16 protein-coding genes and 1 pseudogene are annotated in these 16,438 nt (G+C 36.9%); 12 read left to right on the forward strand and 5 right to left on the reverse strand.

Going from position 1 to position 16,438, the window contains the following annotated elements; all coding sequences use genetic code 11:
- Positions 1-46: 46 nt before the first annotated feature.
- On the forward strand, positions 47-631 hold the full coding sequence (locus tag EKM93_RS08780; protein WP_125715048.1) for a polysaccharide deacetylase family protein: 585 nt from the start codon (positions 47-49) through the stop codon (positions 629-631).
- A 148-nt stretch (positions 632-779) separates the two neighbouring features.
- On the opposite strand, the gene EKM93_RS08785 is transcribed toward EKM93_RS08780, so the two are convergent.
- Together EKM93_RS08785 and EKM93_RS08790 are read right to left on the reverse strand one after the other, a co-directional pair.
- Positions 780-1,463 (reverse strand): hypothetical protein, encoded by a 684-nt coding sequence (locus tag EKM93_RS08785; RefSeq protein WP_125715050.1) that lies wholly within the window; start codon positions 1,461-1,463, stop codon positions 780-782.
- A 102-nt stretch (positions 1,464-1,565) separates the two neighbouring features.
- Positions 1,566-1,886, reverse strand: a complete 321-nt coding sequence (locus EKM93_RS08790) for a helix-turn-helix domain-containing protein (protein ID WP_125715052.1) — start codon at positions 1,884-1,886, stop codon at positions 1,566-1,568.
- A gap of 305 nt (positions 1,887-2,191) precedes the next feature.
- On the opposite strand from EKM93_RS08790, the gene EKM93_RS08795 reads away from it, so the two are divergent.
- The 3 genes from EKM93_RS08795 to EKM93_RS08805 all read left to right on the forward strand — a co-directional run bounded on the left by EKM93_RS08795 (position 2,192) and on the right by EKM93_RS08805 (position 5,596).
- Positions 2,192-2,974, forward strand: coding sequence for a hypothetical protein (locus tag EKM93_RS08795; RefSeq protein ID WP_125715054.1), 783 nt, complete (start codon positions 2,192-2,194; stop codon positions 2,972-2,974).
- Between the two features lie 169 nt (positions 2,975-3,143).
- Complete coding sequence (locus EKM93_RS08800) at positions 3,144-3,686, forward strand: sigma-70 family RNA polymerase sigma factor (RefSeq protein WP_125715056.1); 543 nt, start codon at positions 3,144-3,146, stop codon at positions 3,684-3,686.
- 218 nt (positions 3,687-3,904) lie between these two features.
- Positions 3,905-5,596, forward strand: a complete 1,692-nt coding sequence (locus EKM93_RS08805) for an N-acetylmuramoyl-L-alanine amidase (RefSeq protein ID WP_125715058.1) — start codon at positions 3,905-3,907, stop codon at positions 5,594-5,596.
- 501 nt (positions 5,597-6,097) lie between these two features.
- Here EKM93_RS08805 and EKM93_RS08810 read toward each other — a convergent pair.
- Both EKM93_RS08810 and EKM93_RS08815 read right to left on the reverse strand, forming a co-directional pair.
- The gene (locus tag EKM93_RS08810; protein ID WP_125715060.1) at positions 6,098-7,060 is read right to left on the reverse strand and encodes a CAP domain-containing protein; all 963 of its coding nucleotides are present in this window, start codon (positions 7,058-7,060) and stop codon (positions 6,098-6,100) included.
- A gap of 311 nt (positions 7,061-7,371) precedes the next feature.
- A pseudogene (locus EKM93_RS08815) lies at positions 7,372-8,220 on the reverse strand (aldo/keto reductase).
- A 183-nt stretch (positions 8,221-8,403) separates the two neighbouring features.
- On the opposite strand from EKM93_RS08815, the gene EKM93_RS08820 reads away from it, so the two are divergent.
- The 8 genes from EKM93_RS08820 to EKM93_RS08855 all read left to right on the forward strand — a co-directional run bounded on the left by EKM93_RS08820 (position 8,404) and on the right by EKM93_RS08855 (position 16,192).
- Complete coding sequence (locus tag EKM93_RS08820) at positions 8,404-8,718, forward strand: PTS fructose transporter subunit IIB (protein WP_125715061.1); 315 nt, start codon at positions 8,404-8,406, stop codon at positions 8,716-8,718.
- Between the two features lie 18 nt (positions 8,719-8,736).
- Positions 8,737-9,849: a PTS fructose transporter subunit IIC gene (locus tag EKM93_RS08825; RefSeq protein ID WP_125715063.1), complete on the forward strand. Its 1,113-nt coding sequence runs from the start codon at positions 8,737-8,739 to the stop codon at positions 9,847-9,849.
- 21 nt (positions 9,850-9,870) lie between these two features.
- Positions 9,871-10,758, forward strand: coding sequence for a class II fructose-bisphosphate aldolase (locus EKM93_RS08830; protein WP_125715065.1), 888 nt, complete (start codon positions 9,871-9,873; stop codon positions 10,756-10,758).
- 29 nt (positions 10,759-10,787) lie between these two features.
- Positions 10,788-12,740: a BglG family transcription antiterminator gene (locus tag EKM93_RS08835; protein ID WP_125715067.1), complete on the forward strand. Its 1,953-nt coding sequence runs from the start codon at positions 10,788-10,790 to the stop codon at positions 12,738-12,740.
- A gap of 17 nt (positions 12,741-12,757) precedes the next feature.
- The gene (locus EKM93_RS08840) at positions 12,758-13,219 is read left to right on the forward strand and encodes a PTS sugar transporter subunit IIA (RefSeq protein ID WP_125715069.1); all 462 of its coding nucleotides are present in this window, start codon (positions 12,758-12,760) and stop codon (positions 13,217-13,219) included.
- Positions 13,220-13,234: 15 nt separating this feature from the next.
- Entirely contained in the window at positions 13,235-13,900 is a 666-nt protein-coding gene (locus EKM93_RS08845) for an RpiB/LacA/LacB family sugar-phosphate isomerase (protein WP_125715071.1), read from the forward strand.
- 63 nt (positions 13,901-13,963) lie between these two features.
- Complete coding sequence (locus EKM93_RS08850) at positions 13,964-14,782, forward strand: gluconate 5-dehydrogenase (RefSeq protein WP_376923069.1); 819 nt, start codon at positions 13,964-13,966, stop codon at positions 14,780-14,782.
- An 18-nt stretch (positions 14,783-14,800) separates the two neighbouring features.
- Positions 14,801-16,192, forward strand: coding sequence for a PTS galactitol transporter subunit IIC (locus tag EKM93_RS08855; protein WP_125715075.1), 1,392 nt, complete (start codon positions 14,801-14,803; stop codon positions 16,190-16,192).
- A gap of 169 nt (positions 16,193-16,361) precedes the next feature.
- Here EKM93_RS08855 and EKM93_RS13805 read toward each other — a convergent pair.
- A partial coding sequence (locus EKM93_RS13805) for a putative holin-like toxin (protein WP_125715082.1) occupies positions 16,362-16,438 on the reverse strand: 77 nt, incomplete at its 5' end.

Raw genomic sequence — 16,438 nt, forward strand, 5'->3', positions numbered from 1 at the left:
AATAAAATTATACCACTAATCTCATTAATAATAAACATATATAAAAATGACTGGAGATGAGGCGTTAGGTGCTTTATTAGAAGGTAAGAGTATTCCAGCTAAGTCCGTTTTATTAACCTTTGACGACTTCTATTCAAGTTGGGTAGATCCTATTGGTACTAATCCAAGTATTGTGGCAACGTTGCAAGATTATGGTTTTAATGCCTTGCTCTTTGTAACGGTTGGTAAGATGAAGAATAGTAGTAATTGGAATGCATTAAAGAAACTGAACAGGACACAATTTGGTATTGGTTGTCATAATATCGAACATTATCCAGATGCAACAGCGTCACTTGATGAGGTTATCCGACAGGTTGCAGATTCAAAAAATCAAATTGAAAAACAATTGGGTATTACAGTGCGCTCATATGCTTATCCGTATGGTAGTCGTAATGATACAACTAGATTACATTTAAGGAAAAATGGCTATAAAATTGGCTTTAATTTTGGTTATGGTGGTGGTAAGGAGGATGCCGCTTGGGATAATTATTCACATGGTGTTAGAGAAAGCTTGCTCGAGAAGTATAATATTACTAGAATTCCAATGACACAAATTAACAAATATAGTTTTAATGATATCTTTGGTGCTTAACATGATAAACCTATTTAATTCATAATATAAATCATAATAAAACGCATAAATCATATTTAATAAGTATGATTTATGCGTTTTTAATAATAATATTTATTTGCTAAAAAGAGAGCGGTCTCCAAGATTTGGGAAAAATACCTACTGAATTTTAATCAAGCAAGGATGACCACGTAACTTTTCCAAGGTTTGGATAGAGATAGTTAGCTGATACCCATTGATCAGCGCCTATATCAAACCATAGGCCCGTATCGTATGAGAAATAAGCTCGATTAATAAGCCAAGTTGTGTCAGGGGCAACCCATTGAACGGGGGTATCATAGGCCGGTGTTTTCCAGAGTGTTACAGCACGATTATTCTTGATGGTTGCTTGATAAAAGCTCTGCCACACTGCAGCCCATTCGGTGCTAAAAGAGCCAGGATAGAATCCAAGTGATTTCTTTGAAATTTGATTGACTGGGATTCGAACAGCCTGTTTACTGGTAAGATATAAATTATCCCCAACTTGGTAAAGTTCGCTAGACAAAACATACCATGGGGTGGATTCGCCAGAACCTACCCATGGGCCTGGATAAAGTTGAATTTTCCAGGTCGAAAGTCCAGGTACAAAGGAGTCCTCAATAGCTGCACCAATGAATAAGCGTCTGTCAAAACCGGACAGTCCATCCTCAAGATAGTCAGGATTAAGTGCCAAAAAAGAAGAATCCCTGACCGTAAAGATGACATCACTAGATGCCTCGCCATTAACATCAGCTCCATAAACGGTGTGTGTTGGAATGAAAAACAACAATAATGAACAGATGAAGATTAAGCTACCCATAACTTTGTGTTTCATTTTCTTTGCCCCCCATATTTCAAGAAAGTACAGTGTCCAAAAATATTAAATTATAATGAGATAAATCACTATAAATTTAATCGTAATTGATGCCCCAAGTGCTTAGTCCTTTACCTTACGTTTCCTAAATTCAATGTATTGGATAATGTCTTCAATTTCCTCGGGTGTTGCATTTTTATCTATATGTGCAGCGATTAATTCACTATTTGCATTTTTTTGTGTCTCCCAGCCCATTAAGTAAGCAGGTGTAGTCTGCAGTGATAGCGCTAATTCTTTTAAAATAGAGACTGGAATATCTTTAACTGCACCGCTTTCATAACGAAAAATAGTTGCTCGATTTAAACCAAGTTTATCCGCAAGCGTGTCTGCTGACAGTCCAATTGCCTTACGTCTTTCTTTTATTCTAACACCAATTGAAGCCATGATTTCACCTCTGTTTATGAACTAAAGTATAACATAATAGTAAACTAACTGTTGCATTTGTGCAACGATTATTTACAGATTTAGCCTTTTTATATTTAAGCCATCTTGATTTAACTAGATGATATATGGAAAATTAATTATGTAATCATTATATATAATCGGTTTATATAAGCAGAATGCTGAAATAATTATTTTTAAGTATTTTATGAGAAACTTAATGCATTTTTTGTTTGTGAATAGCTATTTATCGTGGTATGATTACCCATTAATATAGGATGCTAGCGATACAATTATGGAGTAAAAAAATGAATTATGATCAACGGTGGCTATTACATGCCCAAATTGTTACAAAACGGGGACTGGTTGAACATCGCTTTGATAAAATTTTAGAAGTTGATCCAGCTTTTGAAATTAGTTTGAACACGTTACTGATTTTAGATATGACCCAGATGAATTTTCAGTATGCCACAGTGATTTTAGATTTAGAACGCGGATTAGTTGCTACGCCTAGGCGAACACGACAGTTAATTAGTCGTTTTCTTAATCGTAGTCCGCTAACACTGATCTGTCCAAGAATTATTAAGCAGCTGCTGCCACTAAAGCATCGGGTGCTGCCCTTGAGTTTTGGGCGGCAGACATTTGTGCCTTTAACGAGTGCGAGTCATGGTGAATCTGATTGGGTGGGGGTTCAACATTTGATTCACTATATGGGTCAAGAACGAAAACGGGAACTAATCTGGCGTCGAGGGTTACGGGCGACGGTTGAATACAAAGGTGATTTTGAGAAGTTAATGCATCTGGCCGTGCTGTATAGTGAGTTATTAGTGGCGCTACTTCAAGAAGTGGCACAGTCTTGTGGTCTATTATTAGCTAAAAACGAGCAGCTGCTTGGATTTTACACATGTGATTGTCTAGGACATCAATTATTGCGGGAGCAACAAGTGAGTTTTAGGGATTTCAGCCGGCATTTTGAACAATTGTTAGGGGATTGCCTGTACCCGGCAAAGGAGTGGCCGGATACGACAATTCGCTCGGACTATCTGGCTTCCGGATTCCGTAGTTACGATCGGTTAAAAAAATTTGATTAACGACGTATTTTATTTTAAACCTGATAAGAGCGCCATTTAAATAAATTTAATTTCTATCAAGCCTGATTAATCAGGCTTTTTTTGTGTTTATGTCGGATAGGCGAATCGGCTTTGAACAACTATAGTGAAACTACCACAGGCCTGTGGCACAACAATTGGAGGTGCCAACGTGGTAGTAGAGAATGAACAACATTTATTAGAGGGCTGGCGTTTTGCGGTGTCCCAACAAAAAGTAATTTATGGTGCTTTGAAAAAAGAGCGGATTTGGCGGAAGAACACTTATTGGGCAGATTTTGTGCAGGAGGGGTTCTTGGTTTATGCGCAGCGGTATGTGACTTATCGGCAGGCGCATGAGGATTTTGAGTTGGCGGCTTTTAATTTATATGCGTTTCAGGCAATTCGCTGGCATATTCGGAATTTATTGCGCCGAGATCAGTGGTTACAAAGTCATAGTCAGATTTGTTTAGATGATGATGAAACACAGACGCCGGCGATGTTAATATCGGCTTTTCCAGCGGATCAGGTGTTATTGATGGATGCTATCCGACAGGGGCAAGTGGTGTTGACCAAACGGCAGCGGCTTTTATTGCAACGGCATTTTTTGGCGGGGGAAAAACTGAGTCAGTTAGCGACTGAATTTCAGGTGACGCCGCGGACGTTGCGTAATGATCGGCGTGTTGTTTTGACGGTATTGCGGTCATTATTGCATTAATTTTGGTGCAAAATTGGGGTTATCGGTGATCTGGATGGGTGTAAGCTAAATTCAAATTAATGCCAAAAAAACGGTTAGATTAATTTAGCTTTTCATGCTCTTTTCAATCAGATTACAATTCTGTGAAATTTCTTACGATTTTACGATAATATGTTATGGTTGTAATTGAACTAAGTGGGTTTAGTTCTAGGTTTTAGGAGACTTAAGGAGAAATTATAATGAAGAAATCAAAACGTGTCCTCGTTTCTTTGTTCAGTGCGGCTTTGTTAGCTGGTGCTGCAACGGTAACGACTAATGAGATTCAAAATGCGAATGAACCACAGGCTGGGAAAGTACAAGCTGCGAGTTATATTAATAACTATATTAATCAACAAGGTTTTGGTAATCCGTCGATTACGACTTATAATTCAACGTTTACGAATTATTTTGGTTATCGTAACGGGGTAGGCAAGCCAGAGGGGATTGTGATTCATGAAACGGCCAATCCGACTTCCGTAATTTCCGGTGAAGTAAGTTATATGATGAACAATTGGAGCAGCATTTATTCTTATGTCCATGCTTTTGTGGACCACAGTCAGATCATCAATATCCATCCAACTGGATATGGGGTTTGGGGCGCTGGTCCAGTGGCGAACTATCGCTATATTCAAATTGAATTAGTACGGGAACATACAACGGATAACTTTGCCCGTTCCGTAAATAACGATGCTTATTATGTGGCTTATTTATTAAAACAATATGGGTTGAAGCCGTCATTAGCGGATAATACTGGTTCTGGGACAATTTGGTCGCATAATGCGGTTTCTAAGTGGCTTGGCGGGACAAATCATACGGATCCTGTGGGCTACTTCAGTACTTGGGGCTACAGTATGGATCAATTTTATGATTTAGTAGTTCAAAAGTATAACCAACTCGGGGGTTCTACCGGTGGCAATACTGGCGGGAACACTGGTGGTAATACGTCTTCTAATTTGGACTCACCAACATCAATTACTGATGTTACAAAACGGGCCAGAATTAATGGCAGTTCAACAAATGGGGTCTATTATTTATTAGACAACACGTTCCAATCTTTTGGTTCTAGTTCAAGTTATAATGGCCAGACTTATGATGTTTATAAGATTGCCAAGACTAAGAATGGTGTAGAGATGGCGCTGATGGGTAATAATGGAAACGGTGAATTTTGGATTAACACCAATACGTTGTCTTATGTGGCTACAACTACTGATACAACGACCAGTCAACAGAACATGATGGGTTCGGCAACGATGAATAGCAATGTTCAGACTTATTACTATGTCAATGGTGGGTTCACTGCTGCAGATCGTTTTGGTAATCAAGGGGTAACCATCCAACAAAAAATTCAGACGCAAGCAGGTAAGATTTATTATTTAGTTAATACTACTCGGGGACTGCGTTGGGTCAGCAACTATGATCTGAGCAGTATTAATGAAGATAAGATTGTGAACCAAACGGCCTATAATGGGACGGCTTATATGAATTACGGCCAGACTTATTATTTCATAGACGGCGGCTTTAGTGCGGCTGATAAGTTTGGTGGGCAAAATGTAAATATTCAACAAAAGATCACAACCCAAAAAGGGGACGTTTACTATTTAGTTAGTACAAACCGTGATTTACGTTGGGTTAAAGCTTCTCTGTTAAGTAATATTTCTACAGTAGGCTCGGTTAGTTCTGAAGAAAGTTTCAGCGGTAAGGGTAAGATTGGCTTTGGCACACAAACTTATTATTATGTTGACGGCCAGATGATTACAGCTGATAAGCAAAACACACAAGTATTAGAAATTACCAAACGCATTAAAACTGGTGATGGCGCCACTTATTACTTGTTAAATAAACAAGGCCAAGGTTGGCGTTGGGTCAACAGTAGCGATGTAACCTTACAGTAAACAAGTACAGAGTGTGAAGGGCCACGAATTTGACTTCGAGCATAACCTAAAATTATGATGGAAGCCCGACATTGGCTTACGAGTAATTTGTAGTTATGTGAAAAGTCAGTGACCCTGAACAGGTTTCAAATCAGAGTGTGAAGGGCCACGAATTTGACTTCGAGCATAACCTAAAATTATGATGGAAGCCCGACATTGGCTTACGAGTAATTTGTAGTTATGTGAAAAGTCAGTGACCCTGAACAGGTTTCAAATCAGAGTGTGAAGGGCCACGAATTTGACTTCGAGCATAACCTAAAATTATGATGGAAGCCCGACATTGGCTTACGAGTAATTTGTAGTTATGTGAAAAGTCAGTGACCCTGAACACGTTTCAAAAAAACCAAATAAAAGAGTCAAAATCATGCGTTTAAAACAATGATTTTGGCTCTTTTTAAATACCGTATCCGTATATGCATCAAGTTATACCTGCCTCAAATAACAATTTATAATTAACCCGGGTCACCAACCATAAACGTTAACATAGTTGCTATCTAACCATTGATTAGGACCCACTAAATACCAAAGTGTACCGTTACTGTCAACTTTAGTACCATCGATTTTCCAAGCGCTACCATAAGGCAGGACCCGCCCGGAGTAACTGCGGTTTTGACCATAGCCAGTCCACAGATCTAAGCCAGCTTTGTCATTAATCACACCATAGATACCAGATTGCCAGTTAATATAAGTTTCGCTTAATGGTGTGTAGTGTGTTGGCCAAGTAGATTCATTAACACCGCTTTCAGAACTGTAGGACACATAATTGTTGATGGCTGAATTAGTAGCAGCAGTTGCAACACCTGCAAAGTCCAGACTGTTATAAACTCGAGTGACGCCATTTGCATCTGTTGTTTTAGTAAAGGCCATACCAACTTGTGTGAACCAAGGATTCAAAAGATTTTTGCGATGACCATAATCTGTAACGCCAACATCGTCATAGTATTGAGTGACGAGTGCAATGGCCAACTGTTCATCATTTGTAATGGGATTTAGTAAAGCACCACCAGAACGAATATACGTGTTGATTGGCGTCATTGCAAGATTCTCGCCAAAGAAATAATAACCAATACTATTTAATGCGTGGGATTCATCGGTCATATCATGGCTTAAGGTGCTCTGAGTCGCATTACGATCAACAATTGTCTGCGACCAAGCATTGGTAATGCTTTGGTTATACTGTAATGGGTGTAAACCATTTTGCTGGCGCAATTGATTAATCGCATAGAACATTAAAGCTCTAACATGATCTAAATTTGGAGAAAAACGAATGGTTGTGGTAGCGGCTGCGTTTGTGGCCGTACCGGGAGAAATTGCGGCTTTTACATAATGCGGTTGCTGTGTCTGAAATCCTGGGATCATCGGTTTTGCGGTTGCAAGGGATAATCCCAGTAATGTCGCGCAACTTAGCATGCAAAATTTATTCATGATGATCACGTCCTTTAGTGGCTTTCTGGCAGTATCATTATGACATTTATCTTGCGTAAATATTTTCCTTTTTCCGTAATTCAAAGCGCAGAATTTGGCAGTTAAACTAGTGTTTTAAAGGGATTTAGGCGGTGTATTTAGAGGTACCACTGAATTTTGGCTTGAGGCAGGGCTTATTGACTGTCAATAAAAAGCAATTATTTTATTCGGAATTGAGAGTATATAATAATTTTCACAATAAGAAACCAGAAATACGGATTAATAGCCTATTTCTGGTTTTTTTATTTGGAATTTTTGGAGGATTAACGAACTTATAAATTACGTTGATCAGGGTCTTGAGCTAAACCGGCACGCCCCTCTAAACTATCAATAGTTTCCATATCTTTTTTTGAAATTTCAAAATCAAATAATTTTATATTAGTTGCAATTCTATCACGATGAATTGACTTAGGCAGTGGTAAGAAACCATGTTGTAAGCTCCATTTAAGTGCAATTTGGGCGATACTTCGATTATATTCAGCAGCCAGTTGCTTTAGTTCTGGTATATTAAAGAGATTACCAGTACCTAGAGGACTGTATGCTTCAGTTAATATACCGTGGGATTTGTTATAATTAGTGACTTTTGGCTGTAAGTCGCTAGGATTTATGAATATTTGATTAACAGCTGGTTTTATAACGGCTGTTTTAAATAATTCATCGAAATGATTTTTTCTAAAATTTGAAACACCAATTGCTCGAATTTTTCCTGATTCAACGGCTTCTTCCATAGCCAACCAAGAAGCAGCATTTGTTTCAGCCCAACGATCCCTTAGTTTCACAGGATTGGGCCAATGAATTAAATATAGGTCCAAGTAGTCTAGATTTAAAGCCATCAAAGATTTATCTATTGCTAACTTAGTTCTGCGATAGCCATGATCTGCATTTCAGAGTTTAGTAGTTACAAAAAGATCGCTTCTATTAATGCCACTCTGCTTAATTGCGTGGCCAACTGAGACTTCATTACCATAAATAGCTGCAGTGTCGATCAAACGGTAACCACACTGAATGGCGTTAAGAACAGATTTTTCAGTGATACTACCACTTGGTGTTTGCCAGGTACCAAAGCCTATCTTTGGAATTTTTACAGTATTGTTGAGCGTATAATACGTTAATTGATCCATAAACAAACCGCCTTTTTGTACAAGCTTAGCATAGATAGCTAACAGGTTGAATGAAACGGTAGATATCCTCCTTAATAAAGAAGTACCGGATTGATACAGTAAACATGCTTGATCAGTTTTGAACAATATCTAATATAATGAGGTCATAAGATCTTATTAATTGAATAGAGAGGGGTACTTATAATGAAAATCATCGGTATTACGGCATGTGTTGCAGGTATTGCACATACTTACATCGCTAAAGAGAAGATTGAAAAGGCAGCCATTTCAATGGGAGACGAAATAAAGATCGAAACACAAGGTTCCATTGGTCCAGAAAATGTACTAACAGCTGAAGATATTAAAAAGGCAGATGTGGTTTTACTTGCAACGGATATTGGGGTTGATAAATCTAGATTCAAAGGAAAAAAAGTAGTGGCAATTCCAATTAGCCTAGTTATGAAGTCTCCAAAAGGTGTTATCAAAAAAATTCACGAAAAAATGGAAACCGCTCTATAGGGTTGGGAGGTTTAAATAATGAGTCGTAAAAACTTGCAAATTAAAAAGCATGTTATGACAGGTATTTCTTATATGATCCCGATTGTTGTTGCAGGTGGGATCTTAGGGGCATTAGCAAAAGGGTTTGGTGGCTATAACATTGGGGACGCTGTGCAACCTGGTGTAACACCATGGTCTAATTTGGATCCGTTTTCTTGGACTGGTTTTTGGTGGGGTGTGAACCAAATAGGTTCTTACGCCATGACATTTGCGGTTGCAGTAATGGCCGCAGGGACAGCTTATTCTATTGCTGGTCGGCCCGGGATTGCACCAGCGTTTATCTTGGGTTATGTCGCTAATGATACAAAGGCAGGTTTTATTGGAGGTTTAATTCTAGCTTTTGCAGTCGGTTATTTTGTTAATTTCATGAAAAAGTGGAAGGTACCGAAATGGATGAACGGATTAATGCCGGTATTAATTATTCCTGTGATTACGACATTTGTGGTCGGTATGCTATTCACCGTTTTCCTTTCACAGCCATTAGCCTTTATTATGATCAAATTTCAAAATTGGATTATTAGTTTAAATGGTGGTTCAAAAGCAATAATCGGGGCTGTTATTGGGGCTTGTATGGGCTTTGACTTGGGTGGCCCAGTTAATAAAACTGCTTCTCTTGCGGCTAACGCATTAGGGGCAGATGGTATCTTCGCACCTTGGGCTGCAAAACTTATTGGTGGTATGACACCACCAATAGGCGCTTTTATTGCGGTAATGATTGCTAAAAAGAAATTTAGTCGTGAACAAGTAGAGACTGCAAAAACAGCTTTACCAATGGGTCTTTGTTTTATTACTGAAGGTGTTTTACCTTTTGCGGCAGCAGATCCAATTCGTTTTATTATCAGTTCGGTATTAGGGTCATCTGCAGCGGGTGCTATAGCTTTAGGATTAGGCTGTGAATCTCCAGCTGCTCATGGGGGCGTCTTTGTTGTTCCGATGATGACACATCCTCTTTATTTCTTACTGGCATTATTAGTTGGCTCCGCAGTTACAGGAATTGTATATGCTGTTTTAAAACGGCCAGAGACTGCAACAGATGAAGAGAATGAAGAATTAGATGATGAAAGTATCGATTTTGACATCAGTGTTGAATAAATTTATTGGAGGGTCTTTCTTATGTTAGTAACCATGAAATCTATTTTAGATGAGGCAAATAAAAAAAATTATGGTGTTATGGCCATGAATAGTGTCAATATGGAAATGATTCGTGCTGGAATAACGGCAGCAAATGAAGAGCATGCACCATTGATTATTCAAATTGGCCCAGGACAGATGGGAAATTTAGGTCATAAAGAAGAAATTGTACCTATGATTAAGGAACTTAGCGATCGTGCCTATGTCCCTATTGCACTTAATTTAGACCACTGTGGTGATTTAGAGATTATTATCGATTGCATCAAACACGGTTTCACTAATGTGATGTTTGACGGATCAAGTTTACCTTATGAAGAAAATTTAGAAAAAACAAAACTAGTCTGTGCTTTTGCACATGCTAATGGGTGTTCTGTTGAGGCGGAATTGGGACATGTTGGGCAGGCTTCAGATGATGACGATCATAACTTAGACTTGTATACCGATCCAGAGCAAGCAATTGAATTTGTTAACGAAACTGGGGTTGATGCGTTAGCCGTGGCAATTGGGACAGCACATGGTAATTACCCTAAGGGGAGAACACCAAAAATCGATTTTGAGAGACTACAGCTATTAAAAGAGTCTCTAAATATGCCGCTAGTTCTTCATGGAGGCTCAGGTTCAGGAGAAGAAAATATAAAAAAGGCAGTTAAATACGGTATTAATAAAATCAATGTGGCAACAGATGCTTTTGCAGTTGCTAAACAATCAATGTTGGATGCTTTAGACAAGGACTCTTCGCTAGACTACATTCATGTATGTATGGCAGCTGAAGCGGGGGTTAAGCGGTTTGTAAGAAATTATGTTCGGACAACTGGTTCGAGCAATCAATATGTTTTCAAAGAAAAGAGCCTAGTTGCAGGTAATGAATAACCTAACATTTAATTAGGAGGGATGTTTAATTGAATCTTGATAAGAGAAAGCAGTATAAGAATCAGATAATTCAAGAACTGCTGAATGTATCACGGACATCTATTGGTGAAATTTCAATTAAAATTAAACTCTCTGAAAAGACCACAGGTATTTACATTAACGAAATTAATGATTATCTAATTAACAACGATTTAGGACGAATCGTAAAAAAACGGGGTATAGGTATTTGGTTAAATGCTAACGAAAAGCAAAGAAAAGAGATTAGTAAATTTTTTAAACAAGAAGCGTATCACGTCTCTATCAATAAGGTAGATGCGGTGGCATTAATAAAGCACCTACTTGGTTTGAAAGAAAATGAATATATTACAAAACAAAAACTTTCAGAACTTACTTTTCAAAGTGTACCAACACTGAATAAATCATTGGAGAAGCTACACCCATGGTTCTATAAATATAATTTAACGATAGAGGCGCGGCCAAGTAAGGGTATTTCTCTTGTTGGAAATGAATTTTCTAGAAGACAGGCAATGATGAACCTGGCTATTTATCAAGATACAAAAAATTTTAAACGTATTTTAAAGTTCTTTGCACCTAATGTGGATGTTGATCAAATCGAAATCGCAATAAAAACGGCCGAAGATGATTGGAACATTCAATTTACAGAAGATTCTTTCAAAATAATTTGTGTAATGGTTTGTATTTCGTTGTCTAGAGTCAAAACACCAGTGAAAAATATGGATGAAACGCTACGAAAGACTGAATTCTATAATGAATATAATTTTTCAGAACATATTTTTCAAATCATTAAGGGATTAGGATATACCCATTATAATACAAGTGATATTAAACTTATTGCGTTACAAATTATCATTGCAAATAAAATAAAGTGGAACCATTCGCCTAAAATATTAGATCAAATTAGTCATCAAAGCGAGTTTGATGAGGATCTAAAAATATTCGTCAAAAAACTAATAGAATCTATTTCTTCAATTATGAGAGTTGATTTTACAAAAGATATTCAATTAGAAAATGGGTTAGTTCAGCATCTGCGTTCAGCGATATTTAGAATGAAGTATGGACAAGAGGCAAACAAGATCGGTAATCTTCAAATTAAAAAGATGTACAAAAATATCTATCTCAGTGTTTTAGCAACTAGTCCGTTATTTGAGGAACATTATGGTGTTCAAATAACGGAAAATGAACTGAATTATATTGTCCTCTATATAGAAACGGCATTATTGCGAAAACAACAAAAAGTTGATGCGATTATGATAACTGATTTAGGCAGAGCACAACGTTTATTGGCCGTAGAATCTATAAAGCACTATATTTCTCAAATAGAAGACATTCAAATTGTTTCTAAAGCTACTTATCTGAAGAAAAAAATAGCTTCAAATAAAATTATTTTTTCAACTGAAACAATAAACGACGATAATGTTTTAGTGATCAATAGTTTACCAACAAGCAAAGATTTAGACAGAATTAAAAATAAGATCAATGAATTTAATCTTCCTGAACAGATGAATGTCATTTTTTCAAAAGAAAGTCAGACGTTATTTGATGTAAATCTTATAAGTTTGAATATTAAAGTTGAAAATAAAAAAGAACTGTTGGCGCATGCCATTCAAAAAATGGAAGACTTAGGTAAAGTTAATTCAAAATTTTTTAATTCAGTTTGGACACGCGAAATTACGACGACAACTAGTATAGGAAATATGGTAGCAGTACCTCATGGGAATATGACGCTTGTGAATGAACCTTCTGTTTATTTGATGACATTGGATGAGCCTATTAGATGGTTTGACGATGAGATGGTTCAAATGGTTTTTATTTTAGCGACAAAAATGAATAATGAATTTGAATTAAATCGGATGAAGAGCTTCTTTAGAGATTTGATTAATTTTACAGAAAATCAATCACTACAAGATGAATTACTAAGGATTACAAATAAAACAAAAGCCTATAATTTCTTATTCGGCTAATAAATAGAGGTGAAAATATGAATGAAGTAACTGTCAAATCAGTGTTTGATCCTAAGATTGTAGATTTAAATATAAATGCGAAAACCAAAGATGAGGTTATTAAACATCTTGCGGAGTTACTTGTAAAAGAAGGCTACGTTACTGATATCAACGCTTATACTGAAGATATTTATCACAGAGAAAGTCAAGGCATTACAGGGATGGGGGATAATATTGCGATTCCCCATGGTAAATCTAGCGCTGTTGTTAAAACAGGCCTAGCAATCGGCAAGACCAATCAGATGATTCCTTGGGAGTCCTATGATGAAAAACCGGTTAATATAATTTTCTTATTTGCTGTAGCAGACAAAAAAAGTGATGATAAAACGCACTTGAGGTTGTTAGCAGATGTTGCGACAAGATTGGGAAATGAAGAAACGTTAAAACAGGTTAAACAAGCAAAAGATGTAATGGAATTACATCGGGCATTATTTTTATAAAATGGAGGGATTTAATTGAAAATTGCACTTTTAAATGAATTTAGTCAAGCGCCAAAGAACGGGCTCATTCTTCAAACGCTAAAGGATACGGTAGAACCGCTGAACCATCAAGTTTATAACGTTGGTATGAGTACACCACTAAGCACTGAGGATGTTCCTGAGGCTTATACAAAAGATAATCCTAGATTAACTTATTTACATTTAGGTATTCAAGCGGCGCTGCTTCTAAATGCAAAGGCCGTAGACTTTGTTGTTGCTGGGTGTGGTACTGGGCAAGGTGCACTAATGTCCTTGAATATTTATCCAGGTGTTGTTTGCGGCTACTGTATTGAACCAGCAGATGCATATTTATATTTACAAATTAATAATGGAAATGCTCTATCTATACCGTTTGCTAAAGGATTTGGTTGGGGCGCTGAGATCAATTTAAAAAATATTTTTCAAAATGCCTTTTCATCCCCTAGTGGATTGGGCTATCCAGCAGAACGAAAAGAATCACAGAATGCTAATGCTGCTAAACTAATGAAGGTTAAGTCACAAGTTGCTTATCCATTATTACAGGCGTTAAAGAATGTCGATCAGGACTTAGTCAAAGAGTCTCTAACGCCTAATTTCCGTGCTTGTTTTAATGCGGGCTGCCAAAACGAGAGTATCAGAGAATTTGTAAATAGTTTCAATTAAACGGGCAAATGCAGCTTTAAACTAGAAATAGTTATTAGCTGCTTTTTATTATATAAGGAGGAAATAATTATGGAAAAATTTTCAAAGCATTCTTTTGATTTAACAGGGAAAGTAGCATTAATTACAGGTGGAAGCTATGGGATTGGTTACGCTATGGCTAAGGCGTTATCAATGTATGGGGCTACTGTAGCATTTAATGATATAAATGATGCGTTAGTAGAGAAGGGGATGAAAGCTTATGCGGCAGAAGGTATTCAAGTACATGGCTATGTCGCAGATATTACTAATGAACTAGATGTAGTACAGTTAATTAAAAAAATTGAACACGATCTGGGCAGTATAAATATATTGATTAATAATGCAGGGATTATTAAACGGGTACCTATGCAGGAAATGAGTCTGGCGGATTGGAATAAAATAATTGAAACCGATTTGACTGGACCTTTTATCGTAGCGAAAAATGTAATTCCAAAAATGATTCAAGAGGGCCAAGGTAAAATTATAAATATTTGTTCAATGATGAGTGAGTTGGGACGTGAAACGGTGAGTGCTTATGCTGCTGCTAAAGGTGGATTAAAGATGCTAACCAAAAATATTTGTTCAGAATATGGTGCTAATAATATTCAGTGTAATGGTATTGGACCTGGGTATATTGCAACACCACAAACAGCACCGTTACGTGAACAACAATCAGATGGGTCAAGACATCCGTTTGATGAGTTTATTATTTCTAAAACACCTGCAGGTCGTTGGGGGACGCCTGAAGATTTAATGGGTGCAGCGGTATTCTTATCTTCACAGGCTTCTGATTTTGTGAACGGACATATATTGTATGTAGATGGTGGTATTTTAGCGTATATAGGGAAACAACCAAATTTCTAAAATTACACAGGAGTTCTTATGAATTTTATTAGAGATTTTATGTCCTTGGGTGCAAGCGTAATGATGCTAATTATTTTTTTAGTATTTGGTTTATTATTAAAGATTAGCTTTGGTAAAGCACTTAAATCGGGTCTGTTAATAGGTGTTGGCTTTGTAGGGTTAAGTACTATTACACAGCTATTAGCAGATAACTTAGGACCTGCTGTTAATGCTATGGTAAAAATATATAATCTTCATCTTTACACCTTAGATATTGGTTGGCCAGCTGCCTCTACAATAGCTTATGGCACAGAGATAGGTGCTATTACTATCCCATTGGGTATTGGGATAAATGTATTGATGATTTTTACAAAAACAACTAGGACCTTGAATGTAGATCTATGGAACTATTGGCATTTTGCATTTGTTGGTTCAATTGTTGCAATAGCAACAGATAGCTTTTTTAAAGGGATATTTGGAGTAGTTATAACAACAATTATGACACTTATTGGTGCGGATTTTTCGCAAAAAAAGGTAGAATCCTTTTATGGTAGTGATTTAAAAGGTATATCATTACCAAATGCTTTTTGTGTAGGATTTATTCCGTTTGCAATTATTGTCAATAAATTGATCGACTATCTTCCAAAGATAAATAAACTTGATTTTGATGCCGATAAATTACAACAAAAAATTGGAATTTTTGGAGATCCAATTTTCCTCGGCGTCGTAATTGGCTCTTTACTAGGTATTCTGGCACGCTACCCACTTGCCAAGGTGTTACAGTTAGGGATGGTTTTGAGTGCGGTAATGGTCCTTATACCTAAAGTTACTCAACTTTTTATAGATGGTTTGTTGCCCATGTCGACCAGAGCAGAAGAAATAATTAGCCATAAATTTAAAAAGCGATCATTTAATATTGGGATGACGGCCGCACTTGTAATTGGGCATCCAACAACAATCGTTTGTTCCTTAATATTAGTACCGATTATTTTATTTCTATCAGTTATCATGCCTGGAAATGAATTTTTACCGCTGGCTAGTTTGTCAGGATTAATCTATCTATTTCCGATGATATTGCCATATACAAACGGCAATATCGTAAGATCTTTTATTGTTGGACTGGTAGCCCTTCTATTTGGCATAGTTTCCGCAACATCAATTGCACCAATTTTTACGGAAGCTGCCAATATAGTACAATCAACACTAATTCCAGTAGGAACAAGTTCAGTTGCGAGTATAGATTTTGCGGCTAGTCTAATAACATTTGTGATTTATCATTTAACAACCTATGGATCATTGATCGGGCCTGCTGTCATTGCGTTTTTAGCACTAGTATTGATGTTAAAAAATAGAAAACGAATTATTGAGGAAAACAATGAGGCATTAAGTATGCGTAAAAACAGTGATTGTATTTCAATTAAGGATGATTAATACGTGTCGTTAAAAAATAAAAGAGAAGTTAAAATTTGACGGTTTGTGTTATAATTAAACAGAAGAAAAGGCTAACGTTAGTCCAATAACGTTAGCCCCAGCAAAGCCGTTGATAACGGTGGCTGCTTTGGGTATATTAAATAACCGCTATGCATCCAAAGTTAGGCGGTTATTTTTTATGTTGATTTTTATTAATCAACGCAACAACTAATGTTATAAGCGCTATAGTATAAGCGCCAAAAGCTA

It is taken from the genome of Agrilactobacillus yilanensis (assembly GCF_003946725.1).
Taxonomy (GTDB): domain Bacteria; phylum Bacillota; class Bacilli; order Lactobacillales; family Lactobacillaceae; genus Agrilactobacillus; species Agrilactobacillus yilanensis.

Coding starts and splice junctions, on each gene's coding strand:
- EKM93_RS08855 (WP_125715075.1), top strand. CDS start 14,801: ATGAATTTTATTAGAGATTTTATGTCCTTGGGTGCAAGCGTAATGATG.
- EKM93_RS08805 (WP_125715058.1), top strand. CDS start 3,905: ATGAAGAAATCAAAACGTGTCCTCGTTTCTTTGTTCAGTGCGGCTTTG.
- EKM93_RS08785 (WP_125715050.1), bottom strand. CDS start 1,463: ATGAAACACAAAGTTATGGGTAGCTTAATCTTCATCTGTTCATTATTG.
- EKM93_RS08780 (WP_125715048.1), top strand. CDS start 47: ATGACTGGAGATGAGGCGTTAGGTGCTTTATTAGAAGGTAAGAGTATT.
- EKM93_RS08795 (WP_125715054.1), top strand. CDS start 2,192: ATGAATTATGATCAACGGTGGCTATTACATGCCCAAATTGTTACAAAA.
- EKM93_RS08820 (WP_125715061.1), top strand. CDS start 8,404: ATGAAAATCATCGGTATTACGGCATGTGTTGCAGGTATTGCACATACT.
- EKM93_RS08825 (WP_125715063.1), top strand. CDS start 8,737: ATGAGTCGTAAAAACTTGCAAATTAAAAAGCATGTTATGACAGGTATT.
- EKM93_RS08830 (WP_125715065.1), top strand. CDS start 9,871: ATGTTAGTAACCATGAAATCTATTTTAGATGAGGCAAATAAAAAAAAT.
- EKM93_RS08840 (WP_125715069.1), top strand. CDS start 12,758: ATGAATGAAGTAACTGTCAAATCAGTGTTTGATCCTAAGATTGTAGAT.
- EKM93_RS08790 (WP_125715052.1), bottom strand. CDS start 1,886: ATGGCTTCAATTGGTGTTAGAATAAAAGAAAGACGTAAGGCAATTGGA.
- EKM93_RS08810 (WP_125715060.1), bottom strand. CDS start 7,060: ATGAATAAATTTTGCATGCTAAGTTGCGCGACATTACTGGGATTATCC.